Genomic DNA, 23,988 nt, shown 5'->3' on the forward strand with positions numbered 1-23,988 from the left:
CGATGATAGGCCGTTAGGCCACGGCCATCAGCTGGGTCGTTGCGGCGCAACGCGGGCATGCAGGGGCCGGGGTGCAAACAGCGCGGCGAAGGCTTCGAACAGCCCATGGCCCGCCCGCGCCTGGCGTGCGGCCGGCGAGCGCGCCATGCGCAACACCTCGCCGCTGGCGAACAGGTCGGCCTCGAAGCCATGGCGGTGCATGAAGGCCTGCATGCGGGCGTTGCTATCCAGCACGTCGCCGTAGAGCGTGCGCACGCCGGCCGCCGCTGCGGCGGCCATCACCTGGCTCATCAGCGCATCGGCCAGGCCCGTGCCCTGCCAGTCGTCGGCCACCATGATGGCCAGCTCCGCCGCGTCGGTGTCGGTCACGTGCACCAGCCGCGCCTCGCCGACCACCACGGCCGTGTCGCCCTGGCCCGCCCACGCCAGCCAGGCCTGGTGGCGCACGCCGTCGACCTCGCACAGGCGCAGCGCCAGCGCGGGCGACTGCGGGTTGCAGCAGCCATGGAAGCGCAGCCGGCGGCTGGTGGCGCTGAGGCCTTGCAGGAAGACGCTGACGGCGGCGGCGTCCTCGGCGTGGGCCGGGCGCAGCATCGGCCTGGAAGCGCGTTGGGGGCGGACTGCGAAGGCGGACATGGCGGCTCTCCAGCGACGCGGCGGGAAACGTCCGCCGCGTCGCCACTGTCAGCGCGCCCCGCCCGCTGGCGGCATCGGTGTTCAATAGTGAACACGGCTGCGCCGCCCCGGGCACGCCTGCTGACACTGCCTCCACACCCACCGCCTGGAGGCTGCCATGCCGGCTACCGTTGCACTGCTCACGATCGGACTGCTCGCCCTCGGCTACCTGGGGGTGTGCGGCGCCATCGCCCACCGCTTCACGACCGCGCAGCGCAAGCCGCTGCCCGCGCCGCCGCGTGCCGATGCACGCACGGTGCAGTTCGCGTCACGCGACGGGCGCGCGCAGATCACCGCCTGGTACACCCGGCCGGCCGATGGCTGCCCGGCGGTGGTGTTCGTGCACGGCAAGGACGCCTGCCGCGGCGACGAACTCAAGACCGACGCCGCCGCGCTGGCCGACGCCCTCGACGCCGCCGGCATCGCCGTGCTGCGCATCGACCTGCGCGGCCACGGCGGCAGCAGCGCCGCGCGCCTGACCTACGGCCAGACCGAGCGGCACGACGTGCTCGGCGCCGTGGACTGGCTGCGCGCGCAGGGGCACGGCCGCATCGGCGTGCTGGGCGCGTCCATGGGTGCGGCCTCGGCGCTGCTGGCGGCTGCCGAGGAGCCTGCCGTGACGGCCCTGGTGGCCGACAGCTCCTTCGCCGACTTCCCGGCCATGATCGAACGCCAGTACGGCAAGCTCTGCCGGCTGCCGCACTGCTTCCTGCCGGGGGCCTTGCTCGTCTCGCGCCTGTTGACCGGCATCGACTTGAGCCGCCTCAGCCCGCTGCGCGCGGCCCCGGCGCTGCGCGGGCGGCCGGTGCTCGTCATCCACAGCGAAGGCGACCGCTTCATCCCGGTGGCCGACAGCCGCGCCATCGCCGCCGCCTGCGGCGCCGGCCTGTGGACCACCGACACGCCCAGCCACATCGGCACCTACCGCGCCCTGCCGACGCAGTACACCGACCGCGTGCTGGCGTTCTTCGGTCAGCACCTGTGCGGCGCTGAGTAGCCAGCCCCGCCGCTGTCCTGATTTCTCAGCGCGCCTGCGCCTTGACCTCGACCGCCGTGCGCTTGCCGTCCTCGCCCTCGACGGTCAGCGTCAGCGGCACCGCATCGCCGGCCTTGATCTGGCCCTTCAGCCCCATCAGCATGACGTGATAGCCGCCCGGCTTCAGCGCCACAGCCTGGCCGGCCGGCAGCGGCAGCGCGTCGACGGCGCGCATCTTCATGACGCCGTCGTCCATCTTCATCTCATGGATCTCGACCATCGCCGCCACCGGCGAACTGGCCGCCACCACCTTGACTGCCTTGGGCGAAGTCAACTGCATGAAGGCGCCGGTGGCCTTCTGCGGCGCAACGGTGGCGCGCACCCAGGGGTCATCCACTTTCACTTGGGCCTGGGCGGCAAAGGAAACAAGCAGGGCGGAGGCAAGCAGCAGACGGCGCATGGCGAGGCTTCAACAACAACGAGGAGACCTGCATTGTGCGCAGGCCGAGCGCCGCTTTCAGCAGTGACGTGGAGAGTCCATCCATCGTTCCGTAAAGTCAGGTGACCCGCTGCCTCCGCATCTGCCGCCCGTGCCCCTCAATCAGCCGCCGCGCGAACCGCCGCCATCGCGTCGCCGCGCCGACTTGGGCCACAGCTTGCGACAGGTGACGGCAGCGGCCTGGCGAGGCGACGACGAGCAACTCCCCCGCTGGTGCCGGCGGGCGTTTGAGCTGCTCATGCTCGTTGGCTTGTTGAGCTTGCTGTCGTTGCTGGTGGCCGGGTCAGATCTCGTCACGCCCGCCGGTGTCGCCATCGGACTGCTGATGCTGCCGCTTTGCGCGTGGGGGGCGCTGAGCGGCGGCTGCTGGAACAGAACCACCCGATTGCCGCACGGCTCGTGCCCGGCCACCTCCGCCGGCTGCGCACCGCTGCGCTGCTGGGCTGGCTGGCGCTGTCGACCCTGGCCGGCCTGCTGCTGTGGGCGGTGGAGGGCTTCCAGCAGCCGCTGCCCACCCTGCTGCTGGTGAGCGCAACCGTCGGACTTTTCGTGGTCTGGGCGCAGCACGACGGACTCCGGCTTGCGGGGATGGTGTCGCTGCTGTGGGTGGGTGCGTTGCTGCTCATGGCGCACGGCGAGCCCGTGTGGTCGGCGCTGCTGGGCGCCTGGCATGCGCAGCCGTGGGGGTGGCTGGCCTTGCTGCTGTTGGTCGAAGGCCTGTTGCTGGCGCGGGTGTTTGGCTGTGGCGATGCACGCCACCAGGCCCGCCACGAGCGCGAGCGCCGCCAGCACAAGGCCGCAACGGACGCAGACAACGGCAACATCGACCGGCTTGCAGCGGCGGGCCGCGTCGGCGAGCGGCTGGCCGCGCTGTTGCGGTTCGACGCGGCCACCGCCGCCTGGCTGCGCCACCTGCTAGCCACTGCCAACCCGCATCCGGCCAGCGTCATGGCGCGCGCCGAGTTCGTCCTGCACGGCCGCCAGCACTGGTTGCGGCAACTGCTGGGCGCCGGCCTTGTCGTCATCTGGATGCTGCTCAGCGTCGCGTTGATCGTCGTCTGGCCAGCCGCCGCAAGCGCCATGATCGTGGGAGGTATGGCGCTGCTCGTCAGCAGCATCTTCAGTGGCTTCGGCGGTTTTTCGCTACGCTCCGTGCTGTGGCATGGCCGCCAGGAGCAGGCCTTGCTGACGTTGCTGCCCGGCATGCCGCAAGGCGCCGCGCAGACCCGCGCCGTCGTCTGGCGCCAGCTGCGCCACTTCCTCGTCGCTTGGGGCCTGGCGGCGCCTGTCCTGTGCGCCCTTTGCTACGCGATGAAGCAGCCGCTCGCCGCAGCCCTGCCGCTCGCCGTGCTGCCCGTGGGCATCCTGCACCTGGTGCGCACGCCTGCGCGGATGAGGCCGGCAGGCGCCTCCAGGGCGATGCTGCCCCTGCTTGGCACGCTGCTGCTGGCCTCCGGCCTCGCGGTGCTGGCGCTGCTCGGGAGCGGCCCGCCGCTGCTGCTGATGTCGGCGCCAACCCTGGCAGCCAGCGCCGCACTGCTGGCCTGGCGCTGGCAGGCCCTTGGCGCGGCACCCCGGGCCTTGCCCGCCGGGCGTTCGAGCTGACTGGCCCGGCCCCTCCCGCTCAGCGCATCACGATCAGCTGGACGCGCCGGTTCGTACTGCGGCCTTCGCGGGTGCCGTTGTCGGCCAGCGGCGCGGATTCGCCGTAGCTGATCGTCGCCATGCGCGCCAGCGGCAGGCCGGCACGGGCCAGGTACTGGCGCACGGCCTCGGCCCGCTTGAGGCCCAGTTGCTCGTTGCCCGTGTCGCTGCCGGTGGCGTCGGTGTGGCCCTGGATCTCGACGAACACCGGCTGGTTGTCGGCCTTGAGCTTGGCGACGAGCTGATCGAGCTCCTGCCCGGCCTGCCCGGTGAGCTGGGCGCGGCCCGAACTGAACTTGATCTTGTCATCGGTCAGCACGGTGCTCATCAGCAGGCCGGGCGGCTTGGGCAGGTTGTTGAAGGCCTGGGTGCGCGCCGCAGCCTCCTGCTGCAGCGCGGCCATCATCCGCGCCTCGCTGCTCTGCACACGGCCATCCAGGGCCTTGAGGCCCTCGTCATGCGCCTGCACGCGGGCGCCGAGGCCGTCCACACTGGTCTGCACCGGCGCGACGGTCTCCTTGACGAATTCCTTGGTGGCGCAAGCGCTCAGCAACAGGACGCTGCTGGCAACGATCAGGGGGGAAAGCCTCGACATCAATTGGACTCCTGGAGGAAGAAAGTGGCGCGACTCTAGACAGTCCTCCACAGGCAAACGTAGCGAGCTGTGAGCAATCCTTGCGCCGTTAACCGGGCTCAACAAAGCCTTACCGTTCTGCGCCGCCGCACGGAGGCTTGACGGCAACTGTCTATGTGTACTATCGTACTAGTACACGTTGGCAGTACCCATGGACCCCACCCACTTCGTTCACATCAACACCGGCTCGCCCGAGCCCATCTACCGCCAGCTCATCGAGCAGGTGAAGCGGCGCGTCGCGGCGGGGCAGCTGAAGGCGGGCGACGAGATCCCGTCGGTGCGCGAGCTGGCCCAGGCGCTGGCCGTGCACCCGATGACCATCTCCAAGGCCTATTCGCTGCTGGAGACGGAAGGCGTGCTGGAACGCCGGCGCGGCCTGTCCATGGTCGTGGCGGCCCAGCATCGGCGGGCGCAGTCCACCGCCGACCGCGTCGAGCTGCTGCGGCCGACGCTGGAGAAGGCCGCCGCCGAGGCGCGCCAGCTCGAACTCCCCAAGACCCAGGCCCTGCAACTCTTCAAATCGATTCTGGAAGAAGCCCCATGACGAGCCCTCACTTCCCCCACACCGAGTCCCCCAGCGCCGAGCTGCGCGGCCTGAACCTGGCCTACCCCAAGGGCGACCTCGTGCTGAAGGGCCTGGACTGGCAGCTGCTGCCCGGCCAGGTGGTCGGCCTGCTGGGCCGCAACGGCGCCGGCAAGACGACGCTGCTGGAAGCGCTGCTGGGCCTGCGAGAGCCGCAGGCCGGCACGGTGAGGTTGTTCGGCCAGGACGCGCTGCAGCTGGACGACGCCACCCGCGCCCGCATCGGCTATGTGCCGCAGCACAGCGACCTGTTCGAGGGCTTCACGCCGGCCCAGCTGCTGGCCTACTTCCGCAGCTTCTACCCGCGCTGGAACGAGGCCAAGGTGGAGGGCCTGCTGTCGCGCTGGGACATTGCCCGCGACAAACCCATCCGCAAGCTCTCGGGCGGGCAGAAGCAGCGCCTGTCCATCATCCGCGCGCTGGCCCACGAGCCCGACCTGCTGGTGCTGGACGAGCCCGTCGCCAGCCTGGACCCAGCCGGCCGCCGCGACTTCCTGCGCGAGCTGGTGGGCGAGGTGCTGGACCGCGGCGCCACCGTCGTGTTCTCCACGCACATCCTGTCCGACCTGGAGCGCGTGGCCTTCAACCTGGCCTTCATGAGCGACGGCCGCATCGCGCTGCAGGCGCCGCTGGACGAGCTGCTGGAGCAGGTGCGCGCCTTCACCGGCACCGTCACCGAGATGGCCACGCTGATGGCCCGCCTGAATGCCCAGCCGCTCAAGCGCACGCCGCTGGAGGCCGGCCGCGAGCGCGTGCTGGCCCGACTGCCGGCGGCGACGGCGGTGCCGGCCGGAGTGGCGGCCGACCGCGTCAACCTCGATGACTTGTTCGCGGAGCTGACCTGATGACCGCCACCGCCCGCTATTCGCAAGTGCTGCTGGCCGTGTGGCGGCAGCGCGACCTGTCGTCACCCTGGGGGCGCCGCACGATTGCCGCGCTGCTGGTGCTGAGCGGTATCGCCGGCCTGATCTGGCTGCCTCGCGAGGCCGCGTGGCGGGTGCCGCTGGTGGAGCTGCTCGTCGTCGTGCTGGGCACGTGGATGGCGATCGGCACCAACCTGCTGGAGCAGAACCACCCGACTGCCGCCCGCTGCGTGCCCGGCCATGTGCGCACGCTCAGGCGCGCCGCGCTGCTGGGCTGGGCGCTGTGCACGCTGCTGTTCACGCTGGTGGCCTGGGCCATGATGCCCACCGCCGGCCTGTGGCCCATCCTGCTGCTGTGCAGCGGCTTCCTCTCGGCCTTCCTGCTGTGGACGACGCGGCTGGTGTGGCTGTGGTTCCTGGCCATCCTGCTGTCGCCGCTGAGCCTTGCCTTCGGCACTTCGCTGGCGCCGGCCCGGCGGGCGCTCGCGGCGCTGTGGGAGAGCCATACCTACGAAGTCCTGCTGCTGTGCCTGTTGTTCCAGGCCTGGCTGGCGATGCGCGCCATCGCCAATGGCGACGCCAGGCACCAGGCCCGCTACGCCACGCAGGCGCTGATGCGCCGCGCCATGCAGATGCAGCTGGAAGGCAAGCCGCCGGCCATCAGCGCCTGGGCGCCGTTCGAGCGGCTGAGCCGCCCCTTCGTGCGCATCCTGTCGGCCTGGCTGCGACATGTGCTGGACCGCGCCGACAACGCCAGCCTGCGCAGCGTCATGGCGCGCGCCGAGATCGTGCTGCACGGCCAGCAGCACTGGCTTCGCTATGCGCTGACGATGGGCGTCATCATGGCCTTCGTGTTCGCGATCTTCGCGCTGGTGCTGTCCACCACCGGCGTCAGCCTGGCCCTCGTGCTGCAGCACGGCGGCTTCGGCATGGGCATCGGCTTGGCCAGCGCGGGCCTCAACCCGGGCTTCACGACGCCCAACATGCTGTGGCAGAGCCGCCGCGAGCAGGCCTTGCTGCAATTGCTGCCCGGCATGCCCCAGGGCCGCGCCCTCAATGTGGCGCTGGCGCGGCTGCAATGGCGTGACTTCATCGTCGGCTGGCTGCTGACGACGCTGCTGCTGGTGGCGCTGGGCATGGGCACCGGCAACCAGTTGCTGCTGTGCCTGCCGCTGGCCGCGCTGCCCATTGCCGCGCTGACGCTGACCCGGCCGCCCGCGCTGATGCGCGCCCCGACCGCCATGACCATGGTGGCGCCGAGCTTCATCTTCCTGACGCTGGCGGGCATCCTCTTCCTGCTGGCGCGCGAGCTGGGCGCGCCGCTGTGGCTGCTCGGCCTGGCCATGCTCGCGGTGTCGGCACCCCTGCTGGCCTGGCGCTGGCGCCGGCTGGTGGCTGCACCCGCTGCCCTGCCGGCCGGGCGCCTGGCATGACCTGACCCTACTGATTGATCTCCGGCTCGGCCAACAGGGCCAGCAACGTCAGCGACTCCTGCCAGCCCATATAGCAGGCCTGCACCGGGATCACGTCCGGGATGCCCGTCTGCTCGACGCGCATCTCTGTGCCGCAGAACACGGGCTCCAGCGTCACCGTGGTCTGCATCTCGCCGGGCAGGTTGGGGTCGTCGAAGGTGGCGGTGTAGCGCAGCAGCCGGCCCGGCTCCAGCGCCAGGTAGCGGCCACCGAAGGAATGGCTGTGGCCGGTGGTGAGGTTGGTGAAGGACATGCGCCACTCGCCGCCCACCACCGGGTCCATCGCATGGACGGTGGCCGTGAAGCCATGCGGCGGCAGCCACTTGGCCATCGCGGCCGGCGTCGTGAAGGCGCGGTAGACGCGCTCGGGCGGGCAGCGCAGCACGCGGTGCAGGGTGACGGTGTTGGTCATGGCAGTCCTGAGATTGGGAGACACAGACACGACGATCGGCGCACCGCCGGATCGACCTAAATCGGCAATTCAGTGAAGTAGCGCCCGCCGTGGAAGATCAGCGGCTGCGCGCCCTGGCGCGACGTGCAGCGCTCCACCTCGCCGACGAAGATGACGTGGTCGCCCTCTTCATAGCGGCTGCGGTTGGCGCACTCGAACACGGCCACCGCTCCGTCCAGCACTGGCGCGCCGCCCGCGCCCTCGCGCCAGGCGACGCCGGCGAAGCGGTCGATGTCGCGCGTGGCGAAGCGCTGCGCCAGCTCCTTCTGGTCGGCCGCGAGGATGTTGATGGCGTAGTGCGAGCCGTGCGTGAACGTCGGCAGCGAGCCGGCGCGCCGCGCCAGGCTCCACAGCACCAGCGGCGGGTCCAGCGACACCGAGTTGAAGGAATTGGCCGTCAGGCCGACGAGGCCGCCGTCCGGCGAACGCACGGTGACGATGGTCACGCCGGTGGCGAAGAGCCCGAGGGCGGCGCGGAATTGCTGGCTGTCCATCGTGTGATTGTCGCCAGTCCTACGAAGACCCTGGCGGCGTCATCGCACAATGCCAGCCATGCATGCCGACGACTTCCAGGTCCGCGACGACCTGCAGTTCACCCATCCCCTGCCCCGCATGTTCGGCCAGTGCGCCGACTGCGCCTCCGGCCGCTGCGCACCGCCCAGCCAGCGCGGCCGGCGGCTCTTCACGGGCCTGCTGGGTGCCTCAGCCTTCATGCCCGCCTGGGCTCGCGAGGGCGTGGACGTTGGCCCCAAGAGCAAGTTCACCGGCTTCGTGTCGGCCGAGGAGCTGGAGAAGGCCGGTGGTCAGCAGTACGCGCAGATGATGTCCCAGGCCGCGCAGCAGCGCGGCCTCGCGCCGATGCAGCATCCGCAGCTGAAGCGGCTGCGCTACATCGCCCAGCGCATCATCCCGTTCAGCTATGAATGGAACGACCGCGCACGGCAGTGGAAGTGGGAGGTCAACCTGCTGGGCGATGCGCAGCTGAACGCCTTCTGCATCCCCGGCGGCAAGATCGCCTTCTATTACGGCATCCTCGAAAAGCTCAAGCTGGACGACGACGAGGTCGCCGCCATCATGGGCCACGAGGTGGCGCATGCGCTGCGTGAGCATGCGCGCGAGCGGGTCGGCAAGTCCACCGCGACCAACGTCGTCATCGAGCTGGGCTCCGCCCTGCTGGGCCTGGGCAACCTGGGCCGCTACGCCGCCGGCATGGGCGCGCAGTTGCTGAGCCTGAGGTTCAGCCGCGAGGACGAGACCGAGGCCGACCTCGTGGGCATCGAGCTGTCTGCGCGCGCCGGCTACGACCCGAGCGCCGCCGTGCGGCTGTGGGAAAAGATGATGGCGGCCAACAAGGGCGCGCCGCCGCAGTGGCTGTCCACCCACCCGGCCAGCGGCACGCGCATCCGCGACATCCAGGCCAACCTGCCCAAGGTGGCCGGGCTCTATGACCGCGCGCCCCGGCCGCCACAGCGCTTCCCGGTCGCGCCGCCGCTCAAGTCGGCGCCGGGCTGAGCACCCGCCTCACCAGCGAGCGGGTAGCGTCTTGAGACGCTGGTATTCGCCAGCGGCGACACGCCGCAGGTAGCCACCCAGCTCCAGGTCCTTGACCAGCTTGGACACCATCTCGCGCGAGCAGCCCAGGCGCTGGGCCATGCCCTGGTGGGTCAGCGCCAGGTGGCGGCCGTCGCCGGTCAGCTCGTCGACGAGGTTGCGCAGCCGGCCGTAGACGTCGTTCAACGCCAGCTGCTTGGTCGACAGCGTCGCCGCGCGCGCGCGGCGGATGACCTTGGTCAGCAGCTCGAAGGCGAACTCGGGGTGCTCGCTGATGTGGGTCAGCAGGCTGGCGCGCGTGACCATGACGAGGCGGCTGCCTTGCTCGGTGATGACGCTGGCCGAGCGCGGCCCGCCGTCCAGGCTCATCTCCCCGACGTATTCGCCGGGGCCGTAGACGCCGTAGGTGATCTCGCGGCCGCGCACGTCGCTGCTGAAGGCGCGCAGCGAGCCGGCGACGATGAGGTAGAGGTTGTCGCCGACCGAGCCCTCCTCGATCAGCACCACGCCCTTGCGGTAGCTGCGCGCAATGCCGCGCGCGGCCAGCAGCCTCAGCGAGGGTGGCAGGGCCAGGAATTCGTCATCGTCGGCGGCGTCGGGCATTCATCAACGCTGCGGGCATGAGGCCCAACGGCGCGCTGGAATGTTAGCCCGTCGACCCAGGCCTACCTGGGCCGGCCCGCAGGCCGCTTGAAATGAGCCGCGCTCAGTTGACCAGCTTGGGCGGCCGCAGCGACGACACCAGCGGCGGCAGCAGTGCGAGCTGGCGCATCAGCTCGCCGATGCTGTCGGCGCCGCTCTTGGCGCGAATGCTCTGGATCTGGCTGCGCACCGTGGAGATGGCCACGCCCTGGCGCTGCGCCACGTCGGTAGGTTTGACGCCGGCGGACAAGGCCTTGAGCACCTCGGTCTCGGCCGGCGTGAGCTGGTAGCGCAGCGCGAACCACTGCGCGGCCAGGTCGCCGCAGAGCTGGCGGCGCTCCAGGATCAACAGCACGGCGGCCTGGCTGACGTCGCGGTTCAGCGGCACGACGACCACGTTGGTGCGGCCGCATTCGGCGCGGTCGTCGCCCAGGCGCAGCAGGCAGCGCCGGCCGCTCGCCTCGGCGCCCTCGAGCGCCTCGGCCAGCGGCACGGCATCAGTCAGCAGGCGCGCCCGCAGATGGGGCCCCACCATCTCCAGCGGGTGGTTGTCGTCCAGCGCCGCGCGGGCCGCCAGGTTGGTGTGCAACACGCGGCCGGCGCCGTTGAGCAGCACGACGCCATGGTCCAGCTCCTCCAGCACCAGTCCCAGCCACTGGTTGGACAAAGAGGCCGCCGCACGCCGCTCCTGGCGGTTGCGGGGGCCGGGCTCCGGCAGAACAAACTCGTTCATCCACATCGCAGCACTCCTCGGCCGGTCGTCGTGACCACCCTTTCAGAGTAGGAGAGCACGTTTCGACCTGGGCGTAAATGTTGCTGGGTGTGTTTGTGAACGAATTACAGGAAGCTGTCATCTTGCAAAAACGACAGTGGATATTAGGGATTGCGCAGCTTTCACGCCCCCGGGCGTGCACAAAGCACGACGGCATGAGCTCATGACGGAAGCTTCGTTGTGGTTTCTGTCATCGGCCCGCAGACTTGCTGCGTTCAGTTCTCCAACACGCCGCTCCGAGACCTCCGATGTGTGAGCTTTTCGCCCTCAACAGCCATCTGCCGGCCGCCGCCAACTTCTCGCTGCGCGGCTTCGCCGCCCGCGGCGGGCGCACGGCGGACCATGTCGACGGCTGGGGCGTGGCCTTCCACGAAGGCGAGCGCTGCGAGGTGGTCGTCGAGGACCGGCCGGCCGCCGAGTCCGACCTGGCCTCGCACTACGGCCAGCACCCGGTGCCGGCCCGCAACATCCTGGCCCACATCCGCAAGGCCACGCAGGGCGCGCGGGCCGTCGAGAACTGCCACCCGTTCCGGCGCGACTGGGCCGGCCGCACTTGGGTCTTCGCGCACAACGGCGACCTGCAGGACTTCCACCCCGCGCTGGACGGCAGCTTCCGCACCAGCGGCCAGACCGACAGCGAGCGCGCCTTCTGCTGGCTGATGCAGCGCCTGCAGCAGCGCTTCGGCCAGCAGGCGCCCGCCTGGCCCGAGCTGGCCGCGACGCTGACGCCCTGGCTGCACGAGATCGCCGAGCACGGCCGCTTCAACCTGCTGCTGACCGATGGCCGCGCGATGCTGGCGCATGCGTCCACGCGCCTGCACTGGCTGCGCCGCCAGGCGCCCTTCGGCCATGTGCGCCTGCGCGACGGCGACCTGAGCGTCGACCTCGCGCTGCTCAACGGCCCGCGCGACCGCATGACGCTGGTGGCCACCGAGCCACTGACGCACGACGAGGCCTGGCAGGCGTTTCAGCCCGGCGAGGTGCGCGTGTTCGAGCAGGGTGATTGCGTGTTCGTCAGCGACGGCGTGGCCGCTCGGGCTGCCGCCTGACCTGACGGCGCACCGAGGCCGGGCACGATTGCACCCGTCCGGCGCTGGATGCCCAGCAGCAGCGCAAGCCCCGGCACGCGGCGGGCGCCCAGGTAGGCCAGCGCACAGACGCCGAAGGTCAGCACGATCAGCAACAACGCCTCCAGGCCCCAGGGCAGCGCCAGCGGCTTGAGGGCCTGGCTCAGCAGCACGATGACGCTCTGGTGCAGGATGTAGAGGCAGAACACCGCCGCACCTGCCGCTCGCAGCCGGGGCGACTCGCGGGTGAAGGCGCGCTGAGCCCAGCCACAGGCGGCGACGATGGCCCACCAAGTCAACGAGGCGCGCAGCGTGCGGGCGGCGGCCAGGACGGCGTCGGGCGGTTCGGCGTTGGCGTAGTGGCTGCTGAAGGCCAGCAGCACCGCCCAGCTCGCGAGCGACAGGCCCAGCGCCCACCAGCGCAGCCGCAGCGCTGCCGGCCAGAGGCCTTCAGCGACTGGCGTGCGACTGGCCCAGCCGATGGCGAAGACGAGGCCGTATTGCAGGTGGTTGTAGAGGTCGTGCACGAGGTCGTGCGTGGTCGGCCAATGCGGCATCACGAAGACGCGCAGCAACGCCAGCGGCACGGCGGGCAGCAGCAGCCAGGCCCAGGCGGGCAGGCCCAGCGCGCGCGGCTTCAGGCGCAGTGCGGCCAGCGCCGCGCCGAGCACGGCGTAGACCCACAGATAGGGCAGGAACCACAGGTGGTTCCAGGTCGGCACGACCATGCAGTCGTCGCCACGGCAGTACTTGCCGCTTTGCAGGTAGGCCTGCCAGAAGTCCATGTAGCCGCCGTCACCCGGCAACTGCGCCGGCACCTTGGTCAGCACCTCGAAATAGGCCTGTGGCGTGACGATGACGGCCATACCGAAGACCAGCGGCAGCAGCAGGCGCAGCGAGCGATCCTTCAGCGTGCCGAGGGCGCCGCGCCGCGCGAACAGGCCTTGGGCCGCCGCACCGGCGATCAGGAACAGCAGGCTCAGCCGCCACGGCGAGCTGAGCTGCATGAAGGGCTCCAGCGCGGCGCTGGCGGCGGGGCTCTTCACATGCCAGTCCCAGGTCACGTAGTACATGCCGACGTGATACGGAATCAGCAGCGCGAAGGCGGCGACGCGCAGGCCGTCGAGGAAGGGGAGGCGGGTGGGCGGGGTGTTCATGGCCGCCAGCTTCGCGGCGGGCGCGTTTGGGGGCGAGCGCGGCGGGGCGAGTGGCGGGCGGGTGGGGGCGAGCTGCGGAGCCCCTGTGCGGTGATAAACCATGTCATTTACCGCATAAGTCGCGGCAAATGAACCGCTTGCGGCGAATCCAGGCACAATCGCCGCATGTTCAGCGGTGAATACATCTGGCAATCGCCCGACTGGCCGGCCTGGCGCTACGACCTGGCCGCCCTCGCGACGCCGCTGGCGGCCGTGAGCCAGGCGCAAGGCCTGCTGCTAGGCCGGCTCGCGGACGTGGGCCTGGGGCCACGCGACGCGGCCAGCCTGGCGGCGCTGACGGACGACGTCATCAAGACCAGCGCGATCGAAGGTGAGGCGCTGCAGCCCGCCTCGGTGCGCTCGTCGCTGGCCCGCAGGCTGGGCGTGGACATCGGCGCGCTGGCGCCGGTGGACCGGCATGTGGAAGGCGTCGTCGACATGGTGCTGGACGCCACGGGCAACGCCGAGGCGCCCCTCACCGAAGAGCGCTTGTTCGGCTGGCACGCGGCGCTGTTCCCGACCGGCCTCTCGGGCCTGACACCAATCACCACCGGCGGCTGGCGCGACGATGCTCAGGGGCCGATGCAGGTCGTCTCCGGCCCAGTAGGCCGCCAGCGCGTGCATTTCCAGGCGCCACCGGCTGCGCGCTTGCCGGGCGACATCGCGCGCTTCCTGGCCTGGGTGAATGCACCCGCGCCCGCTGAACCGGCCCTGCTGCGCGCGGGCCTGGGCCATCTGTGGTTCGTCACGCTGCATCCCTTCGACGACGGCAACGGCCGCCTGGCGCGTGCCGTGGGCGACCTGCTGCTGGCGCGCGCCGATGGCAGCCCGCAGCGCTTCTACAGCCTGTCGGCGCAGATCCAGCGCGAGCGTTCGGCCTACTACGACATGCTGGAACAAACGCAGAAACAGGGCGACCTCGATGCCACCGCCTGGCTCGCCTGGTTCCTGCAGACGCTGCAGGCGGCGCTGGGCCAGGCGCACCAGACGCTGGACACGGTGCTGCACAAGGCACGCTTCTGGCAGCAAGGGCCGGCCGTGGCGCTGAACGAGCGGCAGGTGAAGGTGCTGAACCGGCTGCTCGATGGCTTCGACGGCAAGCTGACGAGCAGCAAGTGGGCGGCCATCGCCAAGTGCTCGGCCGACACCGCGCTGCGCGACCTGAACGACCTGGTGGCGCGCGGTCTGCTGCAGCGCTCGGGCGCCGGCGGGCGCAGCACGAGCTACGAGCTGGCGAACCAACCGTCCAGCGCCGCCCGGTAGCCGCGCGACACGCGCAGCGTCTCGCCGCAGCTCAAGCTCAGCACCGCCTCGCCGCTGCCCAGGCGCTCGATGCGCTGCACATGCACCGGGTTGACGGCATGGCTGCGGTGCACACGCAGAAAGCGGGCGGCCCAGCCGGGGCGGGTCAGTGCCTCGGCCAGCGTGGCGCGGTCCAGCAGGCTGCGCGGCGGCAGGTGCAGTTCGATGTAGTTGTCCGCAGCCGAGATCCAGTGCACGTCGGCGAGCTGGATGCGCTCGCCGTCGACCCACCATTCGCCCACCAGCGCCACCGGCCGTGCGAGTTGCTCGCGCACGCGGACGATGGCCGCTGCAAGGCGCTCGGCCGTGTAGGGCTTGAGCAGATAGTCCAGCGCAGCCAGCTCGAAGGCCTGCAGCGCATGCTCGGCGTGCGCCGTCGAGAAGATGACGCAGCGCACGCCGGCCGCGCGCAGCGCGGAGGCGAGCTGCACGCCGTTGCCACCGGGCATCTCGATGTCGAGCAGGGCGAGGTCGGGCGGCGCGCCGAGCGTCTGCACGAGAGCCAGTGCGGCAGGCGCATCGGGTGCCTCCAGCAGCTCGGCCACGTCGGGCTCGGCGGCCAGCAGGCGGCGCAGCTTGGCGCGCGCGGCGGGTTCGTCGTCGACGATCAGGACGCGCATGGCAAGTCCACGTTCAGGCTCATGCCGCTGCCGTCCGGCCCGAAGTTCACACGCGCCGCGCCGCCGTAGCGCGCCTCCAGCCGCTCGCGCAGATTGCGCAGGCCCAGGCCGCCGTCGGGGTCTGGCGGTGCCTCGGGCACGGGGGTATCGCCGTGGTTGCTGACACGCAGCCGCAGCCGCTCGCCGTCACGCGTGGCAGCCACGACGACGATGACGCGGCCACGGTGGCGCGCCACGTCGTGCTTCACCGCGTTCTCCACCGGCGCCAGCAGTAGCAACGCCGGCAGCCGGCAGTCCAGCGCGGCATTGTCGGCTTCGATCTGCACGACCAGCCGCTCCGGCCCGAAGCGCGCCTGCATCAACGCCAGGAAGGGCTGCACCAGTGCCAACTCCTCGCGCACCGAATGCTCCACGCGCTGCTGGGCCGCGAGGGTCTGGCGCAGCAGGTCTGCGAGCTGGCAGAGCAGCCGGTCGGCGCGCGCCACGTCCTCGTACATGACCGAGCTGATGAGGTTGAGCGTGTTGAACAGGAAGTGCGGCTGCACTTGGTCGGCCAGGCGGGCGAGGCGCACCTCGGCCAGCTCGCGGCGGGCGCTCTCTGCGGCGCGGGCCATCCAGACGCCGCGCGAGATCAGGCAGAAGCTGATGTAGCTGACCGCGTCCTTGCCGCCCTCGAAAATCAGCAGCGTGGGCACGTCGTCGGGTCGATAGTCGACACCGACCCAGCCGTAGACGAGCAGGCGCAGCCCGAACATGCCGGTGATGTGCAGGCCGCTGAAGACCGGCAGCGCCAGTGCGTGCGCGGCCAGCTGCTGCGGCCAGGGCCGGCCACGCAAGCGGCCGACGAGGGCGTGCACACCCAGCGCCAGCGCGCCGATGACGAGGACGGAGCTGAATTCCCACAGGAAGGGCTCCCACGGCCGCGTGCCGCCCGAGAGCTGATAGGCCTCTAGCGCAGAGGCGCTGAGCAGCAGGCCGATGACGGTCAGCAGCGCGAGATAGGGCAGGCGCCAGCGGGGCGGCAGGACGGACATGGCCCTGCAGAGTAGCCGCACTTGGGACGCCGGCGCAGCAACTCGCCCCGTCGGGGACGCTGTTGGCCCCATCACGCGCCGCGCGGTGCCACGCCACGCGCTGGGGCGGCTGTGGGCTGCGCTCGCCCAACCCGAGCCGGTGACGCCGACTTCCGCCGGGCCACTCCGACACCACCGACCGGGGCTGCCCTCCATAGAATCCGGCTACATGTAGCGCCGGGAATCATCTAGCCACGGCGCATTCAGGGAGGAAAGATGACTTCAAGAGCTCCGGGCCGCGCTGCGGCACGCGCGTTGTCTCATGCCTGGCTGGTCTTGGCCTGCCTGGCCCTGTCGGGCTGCGGCGGTGGCGGAGGTGGAAGCAGCGGCGGCACCGCGCCCCCGGCACCCGTCGCCGGCTTGACCGTGGACCGTACTTCGTTGAGCTGGGACATGGAGGAAGGCGAGGCGGCAAGCGCCCAGGTGATCAATGGCTCGATCAATGGGGCGACGGAGCCGGTCTACCTGTTCGTCGAATACACGAACGCTGCGCTGGGCCCGCCACAGTTCGAGATGACCGGCACCACAACGGGCCGGCTGCTGGTGGCACCGCCCAAATGGAACACGCTGCAGCCCGGCACCTACAACGACCGGATCTCCATCAAGGCGTGCTACGACGCCGGCTGCACGCGCCCGGTGAGCGGCAGCCCAAAGACGGTGGACGTTACGCACACGCTGCGGGCCGCCTCAGCAGCACCCGCGCTCGAGCTGTCGCAGTACGGCGTGGCGCTCGCGGCTGCACCGCACGGTCGGCGCCTGAGCCAAACGCTCACCGTGCGCGACTCCGCAGGCGCGGCCAGCCTATGGAGCGCCAGCAGCGACGCGCCCTGGCTGCGCGTGACCGCCTCGGGCTCCGCAGGCGGCACACTGGCGCTGACTGCGGACGACGCCGGGCTCGCGGAAGGGCAGTACGTCGCCACCGTGACCGTGCGCTCGGACAACACGCGCATCACCCAGCCTCAAGCACTCTCCGTCGGCTTGTACGTCACGCGCAGCGCGCGCGCCACGACCACCCCGGGTCGCCCGGCCACCTCGCCCTACGAGGGCCTGCTGCTGGTCAACGACCCAGTCCGCGCGCAGTTCTACACGGCGCAACGCGGCATCGTGACGGCGCGCCACTTCTACAGCGGCGCGGTGCTTGCGACGTGGACCGTGGCACCCTCGGGGTCCGGCGATCCGGGCCACATACGCAGCCTTGCGGTCAGTGACGACGGCCGCGAGCTGTACGCCCTCGAAGGGTCCAGTCAGAAGGTCCACGTCATCGACCTGGTGCGCAGTCAGATCGACCGCTCGTTCAGCACGGCGGACCTGATCGACAGTGGCGGCGCACTGACGTACTTTCGCCTGAACGGCCGAGGCCTGTTGCTGGCCCAGCGTGGGGCGTCCAGCGGCATTTCCATCGGCATATCCCCGTTGCTCAACCCTCAGACGGGCGCCAAGGAAGGCGCGTTGACCCTCGATGGCGCGGGCTTCAACCAACTGGCCGTGGTTCCTAGCCAGGATGGTCGCTACCTCTACGCATCTCGCGAGATCGGCGCCACACGGGAGCTGCTGCAGGTTCGACCGGCCCTCAATTCGAAAGGCACGCTTTTTTCGCGCACGGCGACGCGGGACGGTTTCGGCATCCTCCAGCCAATGCCGGGAGGCGGCGTATTCAATGGCCTGAATGTCCTGCAATCCGTGGGCGACACGTTGGTCGCTGCGGCGAGCCCCGTTCGCGATGCCATGGCCGCGACCAGCAGCCACCCACGCACCCATGTCCTGCTCGGCGGCGATGGCCGTGTACTGGTCAGCACCAATCCGATCTACGCCGCCGCAGGCGATGACCTGTGGCTGTTCACTTCTTCCGGCACCTTGCAGGCGCGTTGGAAAGACGGGCTCTACGGCAACAGCGTCTTCTTGCCGTTCGACACCGCCATGCCGGCACGTATTTCCAGCGATGGCTTGCGTGCAGTCAGCGACTTCAAACTGATCGACCTGCCGAACTGATCCGTTCGGGCGCCGTCAGCCGTCAGCGCCTGGCGGCTGGCTGATCGCCCGCGCCGCGCTCGCCGCCGTCCACCAGGTCGCCGCGCCGTTCGGCGTCCAGTCCCGGTGTGGCGCGCAGGTCGGTGTCGACCTGGCCTTGCTGCAGGTCCTGGGCGGCGCGCTCGATGCCGGGGTCCGGGTCGGGGTGGGTGGCATCGATCTGCTGATCGCGCTCATGCGGCAGCGAAGGGCCCTTCGGCTCGACGGTGCCGCGTTGCGTGGTTTCGGCAGGACGGGGTGAGGTGTTCGCGGTCATGGCGTGCTCTCGCATGGATCAGACTTGAACTCTGAGCGCCGCACGGCGCGGGCGCGGTCGTCGGGGCCGCCGTTGGCCTGTCGGTGCAGGCCGACAGCGCATGTGGCGGCGCGGCGTCCTACAACGCGCGGCGTTGGCGTCCGGGCTGCAAACGCGCCGTGGCAACGGAGCATGTGGCGTCATGGCCCATGCCCTCTCCGCTCCACCGTTGCCGACCGGCCATGCCGGCCTGGGCGACGCGCACTGGGAGGGCGAAGGTGATCAATGGCGCCTGGTGCTGTCCGGTGACTGGGGCGGCGACGCCGAGCTGCCCAAACCGCCACCCGGCCTGCTGCTGGAAGAAGGCACGCAGGTGGGCTTCGACAGCTCGGCGCTGTCGCACTGGCAGCCCGCCTTCGCCGCGGCGCTGTGGCTGGCGCTGGCACCGCTGGCGCGCGGCGGCGTGGTGCTGGACCTGGCCGGCCTGCCGCGCGGCCTGCAGCCGCTGCTGGGCCTGAGCCTGCCGCCGCCCGACAACGCACCGAAGAAGGCCGCAGCCACCGAGGAGGCAGCGCCCGAACCCGAATGGCGCAAGACCATGGTGTTCATCGGCGAGATGCTGGCCGCCCTGGGCCGGCTGCTGCGCGGGCGCAGCGCCATGCGCCTGAGCGACTGGTTATGGCAGATCGAGCAGACGGGGCCGCGCAGCCTGCCCATCGTGCTGCTGGTGGCCACGTTGGTGGGCCTGATCGTGGCCTACATGGGCGCGGAGCAGCTGCAGCGCTTTGGCGCGCAGAGCTTCATCGCCAACCTGGTGACCGTCGGCGTGGTGCGCGAGATCGCGGCGCTGGTGGTGGGCATCGTGCTGGCGGGCCGCGTGGGCGCGGCGTTCGCGGCGCAGATCGGCAGCATGCGCGCGGGCGAGGAGATCGACGCGCTGACGACGCTGGGTGTGGACCCGGTGGAGCACCTGGTGCTGCCGCGCATGCTGGCCCTGCTCGTCACCGGCCCGCTGCTGACGCTGTGCGCCGGCGTGGCCGGGCTGGGCGTGGGCGGCGCCGTGGCGGTGTTCCTGTACGACGTGCCGGCCATGGCCTATCTGACGACCACGCGCGAGGCGCTGGCCGGCTGGGACTTGTTCGTCGGCCTGCTCAAGGGCAGCGTCTATGCGGTGCTCGTGGCGCTGGCTGGTTGTCGCCAGGGTCTGAACGCCGGCCGCAGCGCGCAGGCGGTGGGCGAGGCCACGACAGCGGCCGTCGTGCAGGCCATCGTCTGGATGGTGATTGCTGCCTCGCTGCTGACGGTCATTTTCCAAAGGTTGGGCGTCTGATGGCCGAGGTGCTGATGCGTGTCGAAGACCTCAGCCTGCATGCCGGCGGCCGCGAGCTGCAGCATGGCTTGAACTTCGAGGTGCGCGCCGGCGAGGTGCTGGCCATCTGCGGCGCCAGTGGCTGCGGCAAGAGCACGCTGCTGCGCCACATGATCGGCCTGCAGACGCCGCAGAAAGGCCGAGTCATCTGGACCGCCGGCGGCGAGGAGCGCGACGTGCATGGCGACGACCCGCCGCGCCGCGAGATCGGCGTCGCCTTCCAGGCCGGCGCGCTGTGGAGCAGCATGACCGTGGGCGAGAACCTCACCTTGCCGCTGGAGCTGTACACCGAGCTGGACGAGACGCAGCGCGAGCGCCAGGCGCGCTTCAAGCTGGCGCTGGCCGGCCTGCCCGACGCGGCCACCTTCGACGCCGAGCCCTCGTCGCTGTCGGGCGGCATGAGGAAGCGCGCCGCCATCGCCCGCGCGCTGATGCTGGACCCGCCGCTGCTGTGCCTGGACGAGCCCTCGGCCGGGCTGGACCCGCTCACCTCCGCGCGGCTGGACGATCTGATCAAGCGGCTGAAGTGCGATCTGGGCACCGGCATCGTGCTCGTGACGCACGAGCTGGACAGCTTGTTCGCGGTGGCCGACCGCGTGCTCTTCCTCGACGTGGAGACGCGCACCGCGACCGCCCTCGGCCCACCCGCCGAGCTGCGCGACCACGGGCCGGCGGGCGTGCGGGAGTTCCTGACGCGTGGTGCGGCCAACACTGAACTGGAGGCGGCATGAGCCGTAGACGAGCGAACCCCCTGGCCATCGGCGCCTTTGTCATTGGCGGCCTGGCGGTGCTGGTGCTGGCCCTGGTCGCCCTGCCCGGGCAGCACTGGTTCAAGCAGCCGCAGCGTGTCGTCATGTTCTTCTCGGGCTCGGTGTTCGGGCTGCAGAAAGGCGCGCCGGTCGTCTTCCGCGGCGTGCGCGTGGGCGACGTGACCGACATCAGCGTGCGCTACGACAGCAAGACCGACAGCTTCGCCATCCCCGTCATCGCGCGCCTCGATGACGACGCGGTGCGCGGCCTGGAGGGGCGCTTCACGCACGACGACATCGGCCACGCGCTGCCGCTGCTGATCAAGCGCGGCCTGACCGCCCAGCTCGGCACGCAAAGCCTGCTGACCGGCCAGCTCTACGTGGACCTGGACTTCCGCACCAAGCCGCCAGGCAAGCTGCACGGCGGCTACGAAGGCGACGAGACCGAGATCCCGACCAGCTCGACGGCCTTCCAGGCGCTGAAGGACCAGCTCGAAAGCGTGGACCTGCGCAAGATCCTGGACGACCTGAGCCAAATCGCCAACTCCACCCGCACGCTGCTCTCGGCGCCCGAGCTGAAGCAGGGCTTCGCGGACTTTGCCGCCACCGCCGGCCATGCGCGCAAGCTGGCCGCCCAGCTGGAGCAGCGCGCCACGCCGCTGACGCGCGGCGCCGAGCGCGCCATGGCCAGCGTGGACCGCGCGGGCGAGAAGGTCTCCAGCGCCGCCGACAAGCTTGGCACCGGCGCCGACAAGGCCAGCACGCTGCTGGACCCCAACGGTCCGCTGGTGCCCGACCTGCAGAAGACACTTGCCGAACTGCAGCGCGCCAGCAGCCAGCTGCGCCAGGCCGCCGACGGCGACGGCCCGCTGCTGCAACAGACCGAGCGCACGATGCGCGACCTGTCGCAGGCGGCGCGCGCGCTGCGCCAGCTGGCCACATCGCTGGAAGCGCAGCCCGAGGCGCTGCTGCGTGGCCGCAAGCCCGATGTCACACCCGTCACGCCTGCCGGGGAGCCCCAACGATGAAGTCAAACAACACCCTGCCCCTGCAGCGCCGCGACCTGATGCTGCTGTTGGCCGCCACCGCCCTGACCGGATGCGCCACGCACGACACGCCGCCGCGCCGCCTGTACGCGCTGACCGGCACGCCACCGCTGCCACCCGACGCCAAGCCCGGCAAGGACGGCCGCGCATGGGTTTTGAGCTCCAGCATCGCCCTGCCCGAGCTGCTGGACCGCGAGGAGCTCCTGGTCGCCGAAGGCAGCGCCGGACTGCGCCCCTGGCCCGAGGCGCGCTGGGCAGAGCCGCTGCGCGAGGCGCTGCCGCGCGTGCTGGCCGAGGACTTGTGGCGACTGCGCCAGCCCTACCCCGTCACGCTGGGCGCGGCGCCGGCCGATGGGGTCGAGTCACTGCGGCTGGTCGTGCAGGTGGACGAATGGCTGGCACGCCCGGACGGCGCGAGCCTTGCGCTCAAGCTGCGCGCCCGCTGGCGCTGGGCGCCACTGCATGCGCCGGCCGGCACGGCGCTGCCGGCTGCGGGCACGTCCGAGCTGACCCTGCCGTGCGCCGCCCAGGCCGATGCACTGGCCGACGCCTACCGCCGCAGCATCACCGCGCTGGCGGCGCGCATCGTGGCGGCGTCCTGACACACTGCGCGCTATGCAACACCTGACCCGCCTGCTGCTCCTCGCCGCTGCCGCCCTCGGCGCCGCCCCGCCTGCCGTTGCAGAAAGCCCGCCGCTGCCGACCGTGGCGAGCGTGGACCTGGCCCGCTATGCCGGCGCCTGGTATGAGATCGCGCTTCTGCCCAACCGCTTTCAGAAGCAATGCGTGGCCGACACCCAGGCGCGCTACCGGCTGGACGGCGAGCGCGTCGAGGTGTTCAACCGCTGCCGCATGGCCGACGGCCGGGTGGACGACATCAAGGGGCATGCCAAGGTCGTCGACGGCAGCGGCAACGCCAAGTTGCGCGTGACCTTCTTCTGGCCCTTCTACGGCGACTACTGGGTGCTGGCGCTGGACCCCGACTACCGCCAGGTGCTGGTGGGCGCGCCGAACCGCAAGTACGCCTGGGTGCTGGCGCGCACACCGCAGCTGGACGACAGCGCGCTGGAGGCGCTGCTGGACCGCGCGGCGGCGCTGGGCTTTGAAAAGACCTCCTTCAAGCGCACGCCGCAGACCCAGCCGCTGGACTGATCAGTTCGCCGTCAACCTCGCCGCAAACGCCTTGTGCACCGCCAGCAGAGCGGTGGCGCGGCCGGTCTGCACCTGGATGAGCGCGTCCTGCGCGGCCAGCCGTTCCTGCTCGGCGGTCAGCAGCGAATAGAAGTCCGCCACGCCGGCGTCGTAGCGCTTGAAGGCCAGGTCGCGGGCCCGCAGCGTGGCGTCGGCGGCGGCGGCTTGCGACACGGCCTGCAGCTCGGTCTCGCGCAGCGTGGACAGGCTGCCTTGCGCGTCCTGAAGCGCGACGAGCTGGGCCTGCTCGGCGCCGGCCACGGCGGCGTCGAAGCCTGCGCGGGCGGCGCTCTCTTCGGCCTTGCGGGCGCCGAAGTCGAGGAAGTTCCAGTTCAGCGCGGCGGCCAGGCTGTTGACGCGCGTGGCGCTCTTGAACAAGTCGGAGGCCGCACCGCTGCTCCAGCCGATAGAGCCGGACAGGCCAATGCTGGGCCAGCGCGAAGCCCAGGCGACGTTGGCGCGTGACGCGGCAGCCTCGGCGCGCACGGCGGCTGCCTTCACGTCGGGTCGGGCGGCCAGCAGGCCGGCCGGATCGGGCAGCGCGCCCAGGCTGACGAGACGCGGCTCAGGCATCGCGGGCAGCGCGTCGCTGTCGGCCTTGTCGCAGTCGGCCGGCGGCTGGCCGCGCAGCACGTCCAGCTGCAGGCGGGTCAGGCAGGCGGCATTGCGCAGCGCCGGCACGCTGGCCGAGGTCTGCGCCACCAGCGCCTCGGCGCGGGCCTGGTCCAGCGCGGTGTTGCGACCGGCGCCGACGCGGGCCTTCACGAGGTCCAGCAGCTGGTTCTGCACAACCAGCGTTTCCTTGGCGAGCTTCAGGCGATGGCCCAGGCCGATCAGCTGGGCCTGCAGGTTGAGCGCGGTGCCGGCCAGGCTGAGTTGGGCGGCGTCGCGGTCCAGCGCGGCGCTCTGCGCGTCATAACCGGCTGCCTGAGCGGCGGCCAAGGCGCGGCCCCACAGGTCGATTTCCCAACCAGCCGTCGCGTTGACGCCGTAGTTGTTGAAGGTGTTGTACTGGCCCTGGTCGTTGGCCGCGCGCTGGCGGCTGGCGCTGGCGTTGGCGCCAACGGACGGCAGGCGGCGAGCACCGGCGGCGTCGGCCAGCGCCTCGGCCTGGCGCAGCCGCGCGGCGGCGGAACGCAGGTCGCGGTTGTTGGCCAGCACGTCGTCGACGACGCGCTGCAGCTGCGCGCTGTCGACGAAGGCGGCGGTCATCGTCGCGGCACCGGTGTTGGCCGGCGGCAGCTGCGCGAACTTTTCAGGGGCCAGGTTTTGCGGCCCTTGGGAAAGGCCGGGCGCAGCGCAGCCGGCGAGCACGGCGGCTGCGGCAAGGAGGGTGAGGCGAGCTTTCAT

The 23,988-nt window shown here is 71.0% G+C and carries 26 protein-coding genes; 14 read left to right on the top strand and 12 right to left on the bottom strand.

The annotated features are described in order from the left end of the window. Positions 1 to 27: 27 nt before the first annotated feature. Positions 28 to 636 (bottom strand): GNAT family N-acetyltransferase, encoded by a 609-nt coding sequence (locus tag ACG00Y_RS17630; protein ID WP_394481042.1) that lies wholly within the window; start codon positions 634 to 636, stop codon positions 28 to 30. 157 nt (positions 637 to 793) lie between these two features. Here ACG00Y_RS17630 and ACG00Y_RS17635 point away from each other — a divergent pair, with 157 nt between their 5' ends. After that, positions 794 to 1,672 (top strand): alpha/beta hydrolase, encoded by an 879-nt coding sequence (locus ACG00Y_RS17635; protein WP_394481044.1) that lies wholly within the window; start codon positions 794 to 796, stop codon positions 1,670 to 1,672. Positions 1,673 to 1,697: 25 nt separating this feature from the next. On the opposite strand, the gene ACG00Y_RS17640 is transcribed toward ACG00Y_RS17635, so the two are convergent. Next, a complete protein-coding gene (locus ACG00Y_RS17640; RefSeq protein WP_394481045.1) occupies positions 1,698 to 2,111 on the bottom strand; it encodes a copper chaperone PCu(A)C in 414 nt (137 codons plus the stop codon). Positions 2,112 to 2,549: 438 nt separating this feature from the next. Here ACG00Y_RS17640 and ACG00Y_RS17645 point away from each other — a divergent pair, with 438 nt between their 5' ends. Continuing rightward, positions 2,550 to 3,755 (top strand): hypothetical protein, encoded by a 1,206-nt coding sequence (locus ACG00Y_RS17645; protein WP_394481047.1) that lies wholly within the window; start codon positions 2,550 to 2,552, stop codon positions 3,753 to 3,755. 19 nt (positions 3,756 to 3,774) lie between these two features. Here ACG00Y_RS17645 and ACG00Y_RS17650 read toward each other — a convergent pair whose 3' ends face one another. Then, positions 3,775 to 4,389: an OmpA family protein gene (locus ACG00Y_RS17650; protein ID WP_394481049.1), complete on the bottom strand. Its 615-nt coding sequence runs from the start codon at positions 4,387 to 4,389 to the stop codon at positions 3,775 to 3,777. 190 nt (positions 4,390 to 4,579) lie between these two features. Between ACG00Y_RS17650 and ACG00Y_RS17655 the strand changes: the two genes are divergently transcribed. The 3 genes from ACG00Y_RS17655 to ACG00Y_RS17665 are packed head-to-tail and all read left to right on the top strand — an operon-like array spanning position 4,580 to position 7,307. Continuing rightward, complete coding sequence (locus ACG00Y_RS17655) at positions 4,580 to 4,972, top strand: GntR family transcriptional regulator (RefSeq protein WP_394481051.1); 393 nt, start codon at positions 4,580 to 4,582, stop codon at positions 4,970 to 4,972. Further along, a complete protein-coding gene (locus ACG00Y_RS17660) occupies positions 4,969 to 5,856 on the top strand; it encodes an ABC transporter ATP-binding protein (protein WP_394481052.1) in 888 nt (295 codons plus the stop codon). The genes ACG00Y_RS17655 and ACG00Y_RS17660 overlap by 4 nt, the downstream gene beginning before the upstream one ends. After that, on the top strand, positions 5,856 to 7,307 hold the full coding sequence (locus tag ACG00Y_RS17665; RefSeq protein ID WP_394481054.1) for a hypothetical protein: 1,452 nt from the start codon (positions 5,856 to 5,858) through the stop codon (positions 7,305 to 7,307). The genes ACG00Y_RS17660 and ACG00Y_RS17665 overlap by 1 nt, the downstream gene beginning before the upstream one ends. A 7-nt stretch (positions 7,308 to 7,314) precedes the next feature. Here ACG00Y_RS17665 and ACG00Y_RS17670 read toward each other — a convergent pair whose 3' ends face one another. Then, a complete protein-coding gene (locus ACG00Y_RS17670) occupies positions 7,315 to 7,758 on the bottom strand; it encodes an SRPBCC family protein (RefSeq protein WP_394481056.1) in 444 nt (147 codons plus the stop codon). A gap of 56 nt (positions 7,759 to 7,814) precedes the next feature. After that, positions 7,815 to 8,291, bottom strand: coding sequence for a flavin reductase family protein (locus ACG00Y_RS17675; protein ID WP_394481058.1), 477 nt, complete (start codon positions 8,289 to 8,291; stop codon positions 7,815 to 7,817). Positions 8,292 to 8,349: 58 nt separating this feature from the next. Between ACG00Y_RS17675 and ACG00Y_RS17680 the strand changes: the two genes are divergently transcribed. Further along, complete coding sequence (locus tag ACG00Y_RS17680) at positions 8,350 to 9,309, top strand: M48 family metallopeptidase (protein ID WP_394481059.1); 960 nt, start codon at positions 8,350 to 8,352, stop codon at positions 9,307 to 9,309. A 9-nt stretch (positions 9,310 to 9,318) separates the two neighbouring features. Here ACG00Y_RS17680 and ACG00Y_RS17685 read toward each other — a convergent pair whose 3' ends face one another. Next, positions 9,319 to 9,951 carry a Crp/Fnr family transcriptional regulator gene (locus ACG00Y_RS17685; RefSeq protein ID WP_394481061.1) on the bottom strand — a complete coding sequence of 211 codons (633 nt, stop codon included), beginning with the start codon at positions 9,949 to 9,951 and terminating at the stop codon, positions 9,319 to 9,321. A gap of 103 nt (positions 9,952 to 10,054) precedes the next feature. Further along, positions 10,055 to 10,729, bottom strand: coding sequence for a helix-turn-helix transcriptional regulator (locus ACG00Y_RS17690; protein ID WP_394481063.1), 675 nt, complete (start codon positions 10,727 to 10,729; stop codon positions 10,055 to 10,057). A 281-nt stretch (positions 10,730 to 11,010) separates the two neighbouring features. Between ACG00Y_RS17690 and ACG00Y_RS17695 the strand changes: the two genes are divergently transcribed. Then, positions 11,011 to 11,811 (top strand): class II glutamine amidotransferase, encoded by an 801-nt coding sequence (locus ACG00Y_RS17695; RefSeq protein WP_394481065.1) that lies wholly within the window; start codon positions 11,011 to 11,013, stop codon positions 11,809 to 11,811. Here the strand turns inward: ACG00Y_RS17695 and ACG00Y_RS17700 are convergent. After that, complete coding sequence (locus ACG00Y_RS17700; RefSeq protein ID WP_394481067.1) at positions 11,730 to 12,986, bottom strand: acyltransferase family protein; 1,257 nt, start codon at positions 12,984 to 12,986, stop codon at positions 11,730 to 11,732. The genes ACG00Y_RS17695 and ACG00Y_RS17700 overlap by 82 nt on opposite strands. 165 nt (positions 12,987 to 13,151) lie before the next feature. Here ACG00Y_RS17700 and ACG00Y_RS17705 point away from each other — a divergent pair, with 165 nt between their 5' ends. Next, positions 13,152 to 14,288, top strand: a complete 1,137-nt coding sequence (locus ACG00Y_RS17705) for a Fic family protein (RefSeq protein WP_394481069.1) — start codon at positions 13,152 to 13,154, stop codon at positions 14,286 to 14,288. Here ACG00Y_RS17705 and ACG00Y_RS17710 read toward each other — a convergent pair. Further along, on the bottom strand, positions 14,249 to 14,947 hold the full coding sequence (locus ACG00Y_RS17710) for a LytR/AlgR family response regulator transcription factor (protein WP_394481071.1): 699 nt from the start codon (positions 14,945 to 14,947) through the stop codon (positions 14,249 to 14,251). The genes ACG00Y_RS17705 and ACG00Y_RS17710 overlap by 40 nt on opposite strands. Beyond that, positions 14,935 to 15,981 (bottom strand): sensor histidine kinase, encoded by a 1,047-nt coding sequence (locus ACG00Y_RS17715; RefSeq protein WP_394481073.1) that lies wholly within the window; start codon positions 15,979 to 15,981, stop codon positions 14,935 to 14,937. Before ACG00Y_RS17715 ends, ACG00Y_RS17710 begins: the two co-directional genes overlap by 13 nt. Positions 15,982 to 16,413: 432 nt before the next feature. Between ACG00Y_RS17715 and ACG00Y_RS17720 the strand changes: the two genes are divergently transcribed. Next, positions 16,414 to 18,009, top strand: coding sequence for a hypothetical protein (locus ACG00Y_RS17720; protein ID WP_394481075.1), 1,596 nt, complete (start codon positions 16,414 to 16,416; stop codon positions 18,007 to 18,009). Positions 18,010 to 18,031: 22 nt separating this feature from the next. On the opposite strand, the gene ACG00Y_RS17725 is transcribed toward ACG00Y_RS17720, so the two are convergent. Next, positions 18,032 to 18,304, bottom strand: a complete 273-nt coding sequence (locus ACG00Y_RS17725) for a hypothetical protein (RefSeq protein WP_394481077.1) — start codon at positions 18,302 to 18,304, stop codon at positions 18,032 to 18,034. Between the two features lie 181 nt (positions 18,305 to 18,485). Here ACG00Y_RS17725 and ACG00Y_RS17730 point away from each other — a divergent pair, with 181 nt between their 5' ends. From ACG00Y_RS17730 to ACG00Y_RS17750, 5 genes are read left to right on the top strand one after another with little or no spacing between them, the layout of a single operon-like run. Further along, positions 18,486 to 19,613 (top strand): MlaE family ABC transporter permease, encoded by a 1,128-nt coding sequence (locus tag ACG00Y_RS17730; RefSeq protein WP_394481079.1) that lies wholly within the window; start codon positions 18,486 to 18,488, stop codon positions 19,611 to 19,613. Next, positions 19,613 to 20,383, top strand: a complete 771-nt coding sequence (locus tag ACG00Y_RS17735) for an ABC transporter ATP-binding protein (protein WP_394481081.1) — start codon at positions 19,613 to 19,615, stop codon at positions 20,381 to 20,383. The genes ACG00Y_RS17730 and ACG00Y_RS17735 overlap by 1 nt, the downstream gene beginning before the upstream one ends. Next, complete coding sequence (locus ACG00Y_RS17740) at positions 20,380 to 21,429, top strand: MlaD family protein (RefSeq protein ID WP_394481083.1); 1,050 nt, start codon at positions 20,380 to 20,382, stop codon at positions 21,427 to 21,429. Before ACG00Y_RS17735 ends, ACG00Y_RS17740 begins: the two co-directional genes overlap by 4 nt. Then, positions 21,426 to 22,049 (top strand): PqiC family protein, encoded by a 624-nt coding sequence (locus tag ACG00Y_RS17745; RefSeq protein WP_394481085.1) that lies wholly within the window; start codon positions 21,426 to 21,428, stop codon positions 22,047 to 22,049. Before ACG00Y_RS17740 ends, ACG00Y_RS17745 begins: the two co-directional genes overlap by 4 nt. Positions 22,050 to 22,062: 13 nt before the next feature. Next, on the top strand, positions 22,063 to 22,599 hold the full coding sequence (locus tag ACG00Y_RS17750) for a lipocalin family protein (protein ID WP_394481087.1): 537 nt from the start codon (positions 22,063 to 22,065) through the stop codon (positions 22,597 to 22,599). Here ACG00Y_RS17750 and ACG00Y_RS17755 read toward each other — a convergent pair whose 3' ends face one another. After that, on the bottom strand, positions 22,600 to 23,988 hold the full coding sequence (locus ACG00Y_RS17755) for an efflux transporter outer membrane subunit (protein ID WP_394481089.1): 1,389 nt from the start codon (positions 23,986 to 23,988) through the stop codon (positions 22,600 to 22,602).

It is taken from the genome of Pelomonas parva (assembly GCF_043555835.1).
GTDB classification, from domain to species: domain Bacteria; phylum Pseudomonadota; class Gammaproteobacteria; order Burkholderiales; family Burkholderiaceae_C; genus Pelomonas; species Pelomonas parva.

Bases quoted from the DNA above. Each gene is read 5' to 3' on its own strand.
- ACG00Y_RS17755 (WP_394481089.1), bottom strand. From the start codon at position 23,988: ATGAAAGCTCGCCTCACCCTCCTTGCCGCAGCCGCCGTGCTCGCCGGC.
- ACG00Y_RS17655 (WP_394481051.1), top strand. From the start codon at position 4,580: ATGGACCCCACCCACTTCGTTCACATCAACACCGGCTCGCCCGAGCCC.
- ACG00Y_RS17745 (WP_394481085.1), top strand. From the start codon at position 21,426: ATGAAGTCAAACAACACCCTGCCCCTGCAGCGCCGCGACCTGATGCTG.
- ACG00Y_RS17665 (WP_394481054.1), top strand. From the start codon at position 5,856: ATGACCGCCACCGCCCGCTATTCGCAAGTGCTGCTGGCCGTGTGGCGG.
- ACG00Y_RS17680 (WP_394481059.1), top strand. From the start codon at position 8,350: ATGCATGCCGACGACTTCCAGGTCCGCGACGACCTGCAGTTCACCCAT.
- ACG00Y_RS17710 (WP_394481071.1), bottom strand. From the start codon at position 14,947: ATGCGCGTCCTGATCGTCGACGACGAACCCGCCGCGCGCGCCAAGCTG.
- ACG00Y_RS17660 (WP_394481052.1), top strand. From the start codon at position 4,969: ATGACGAGCCCTCACTTCCCCCACACCGAGTCCCCCAGCGCCGAGCTG.
- ACG00Y_RS17695 (WP_394481065.1), top strand. From the start codon at position 11,011: ATGTGTGAGCTTTTCGCCCTCAACAGCCATCTGCCGGCCGCCGCCAAC.
- ACG00Y_RS17720 (WP_394481075.1), top strand. From the start codon at position 16,414: ATGGAGGAAGGCGAGGCGGCAAGCGCCCAGGTGATCAATGGCTCGATC.
- ACG00Y_RS17635 (WP_394481044.1), top strand. From the start codon at position 794: ATGCCGGCTACCGTTGCACTGCTCACGATCGGACTGCTCGCCCTCGGC.
- ACG00Y_RS17650 (WP_394481049.1), bottom strand. From the start codon at position 4,389: ATGTCGAGGCTTTCCCCCCTGATCGTTGCCAGCAGCGTCCTGTTGCTG.
- ACG00Y_RS17750 (WP_394481087.1), top strand. From the start codon at position 22,063: ATGCAACACCTGACCCGCCTGCTGCTCCTCGCCGCTGCCGCCCTCGGC.
- ACG00Y_RS17735 (WP_394481081.1), top strand. From the start codon at position 19,613: ATGGCCGAGGTGCTGATGCGTGTCGAAGACCTCAGCCTGCATGCCGGC.
- ACG00Y_RS17640 (WP_394481045.1), bottom strand. From the start codon at position 2,111: ATGCGCCGTCTGCTGCTTGCCTCCGCCCTGCTTGTTTCCTTTGCCGCC.
- ACG00Y_RS17715 (WP_394481073.1), bottom strand. From the start codon at position 15,981: ATGTCCGTCCTGCCGCCCCGCTGGCGCCTGCCCTATCTCGCGCTGCTG.
- ACG00Y_RS17725 (WP_394481077.1), bottom strand. From the start codon at position 18,304: ATGACCGCGAACACCTCACCCCGTCCTGCCGAAACCACGCAACGCGGC.
- ACG00Y_RS17730 (WP_394481079.1), top strand. From the start codon at position 18,486: ATGGCCCATGCCCTCTCCGCTCCACCGTTGCCGACCGGCCATGCCGGC.
- ACG00Y_RS17690 (WP_394481063.1), bottom strand. From the start codon at position 10,729: ATGTGGATGAACGAGTTTGTTCTGCCGGAGCCCGGCCCCCGCAACCGC.
- ACG00Y_RS17705 (WP_394481069.1), top strand. From the start codon at position 13,152: ATGTTCAGCGGTGAATACATCTGGCAATCGCCCGACTGGCCGGCCTGG.
- ACG00Y_RS17700 (WP_394481067.1), bottom strand. From the start codon at position 12,986: ATGAACACCCCGCCCACCCGCCTCCCCTTCCTCGACGGCCTGCGCGTC.
- ACG00Y_RS17675 (WP_394481058.1), bottom strand. From the start codon at position 8,291: ATGGACAGCCAGCAATTCCGCGCCGCCCTCGGGCTCTTCGCCACCGGC.
- ACG00Y_RS17630 (WP_394481042.1), bottom strand. From the start codon at position 636: ATGTCCGCCTTCGCAGTCCGCCCCCAACGCGCTTCCAGGCCGATGCTG.
- ACG00Y_RS17685 (WP_394481061.1), bottom strand. From the start codon at position 9,951: ATGCCCGACGCCGCCGACGATGACGAATTCCTGGCCCTGCCACCCTCG.
- ACG00Y_RS17670 (WP_394481056.1), bottom strand. From the start codon at position 7,758: ATGACCAACACCGTCACCCTGCACCGCGTGCTGCGCTGCCCGCCCGAG.
- ACG00Y_RS17740 (WP_394481083.1), top strand. From the start codon at position 20,380: ATGAGCCGTAGACGAGCGAACCCCCTGGCCATCGGCGCCTTTGTCATT.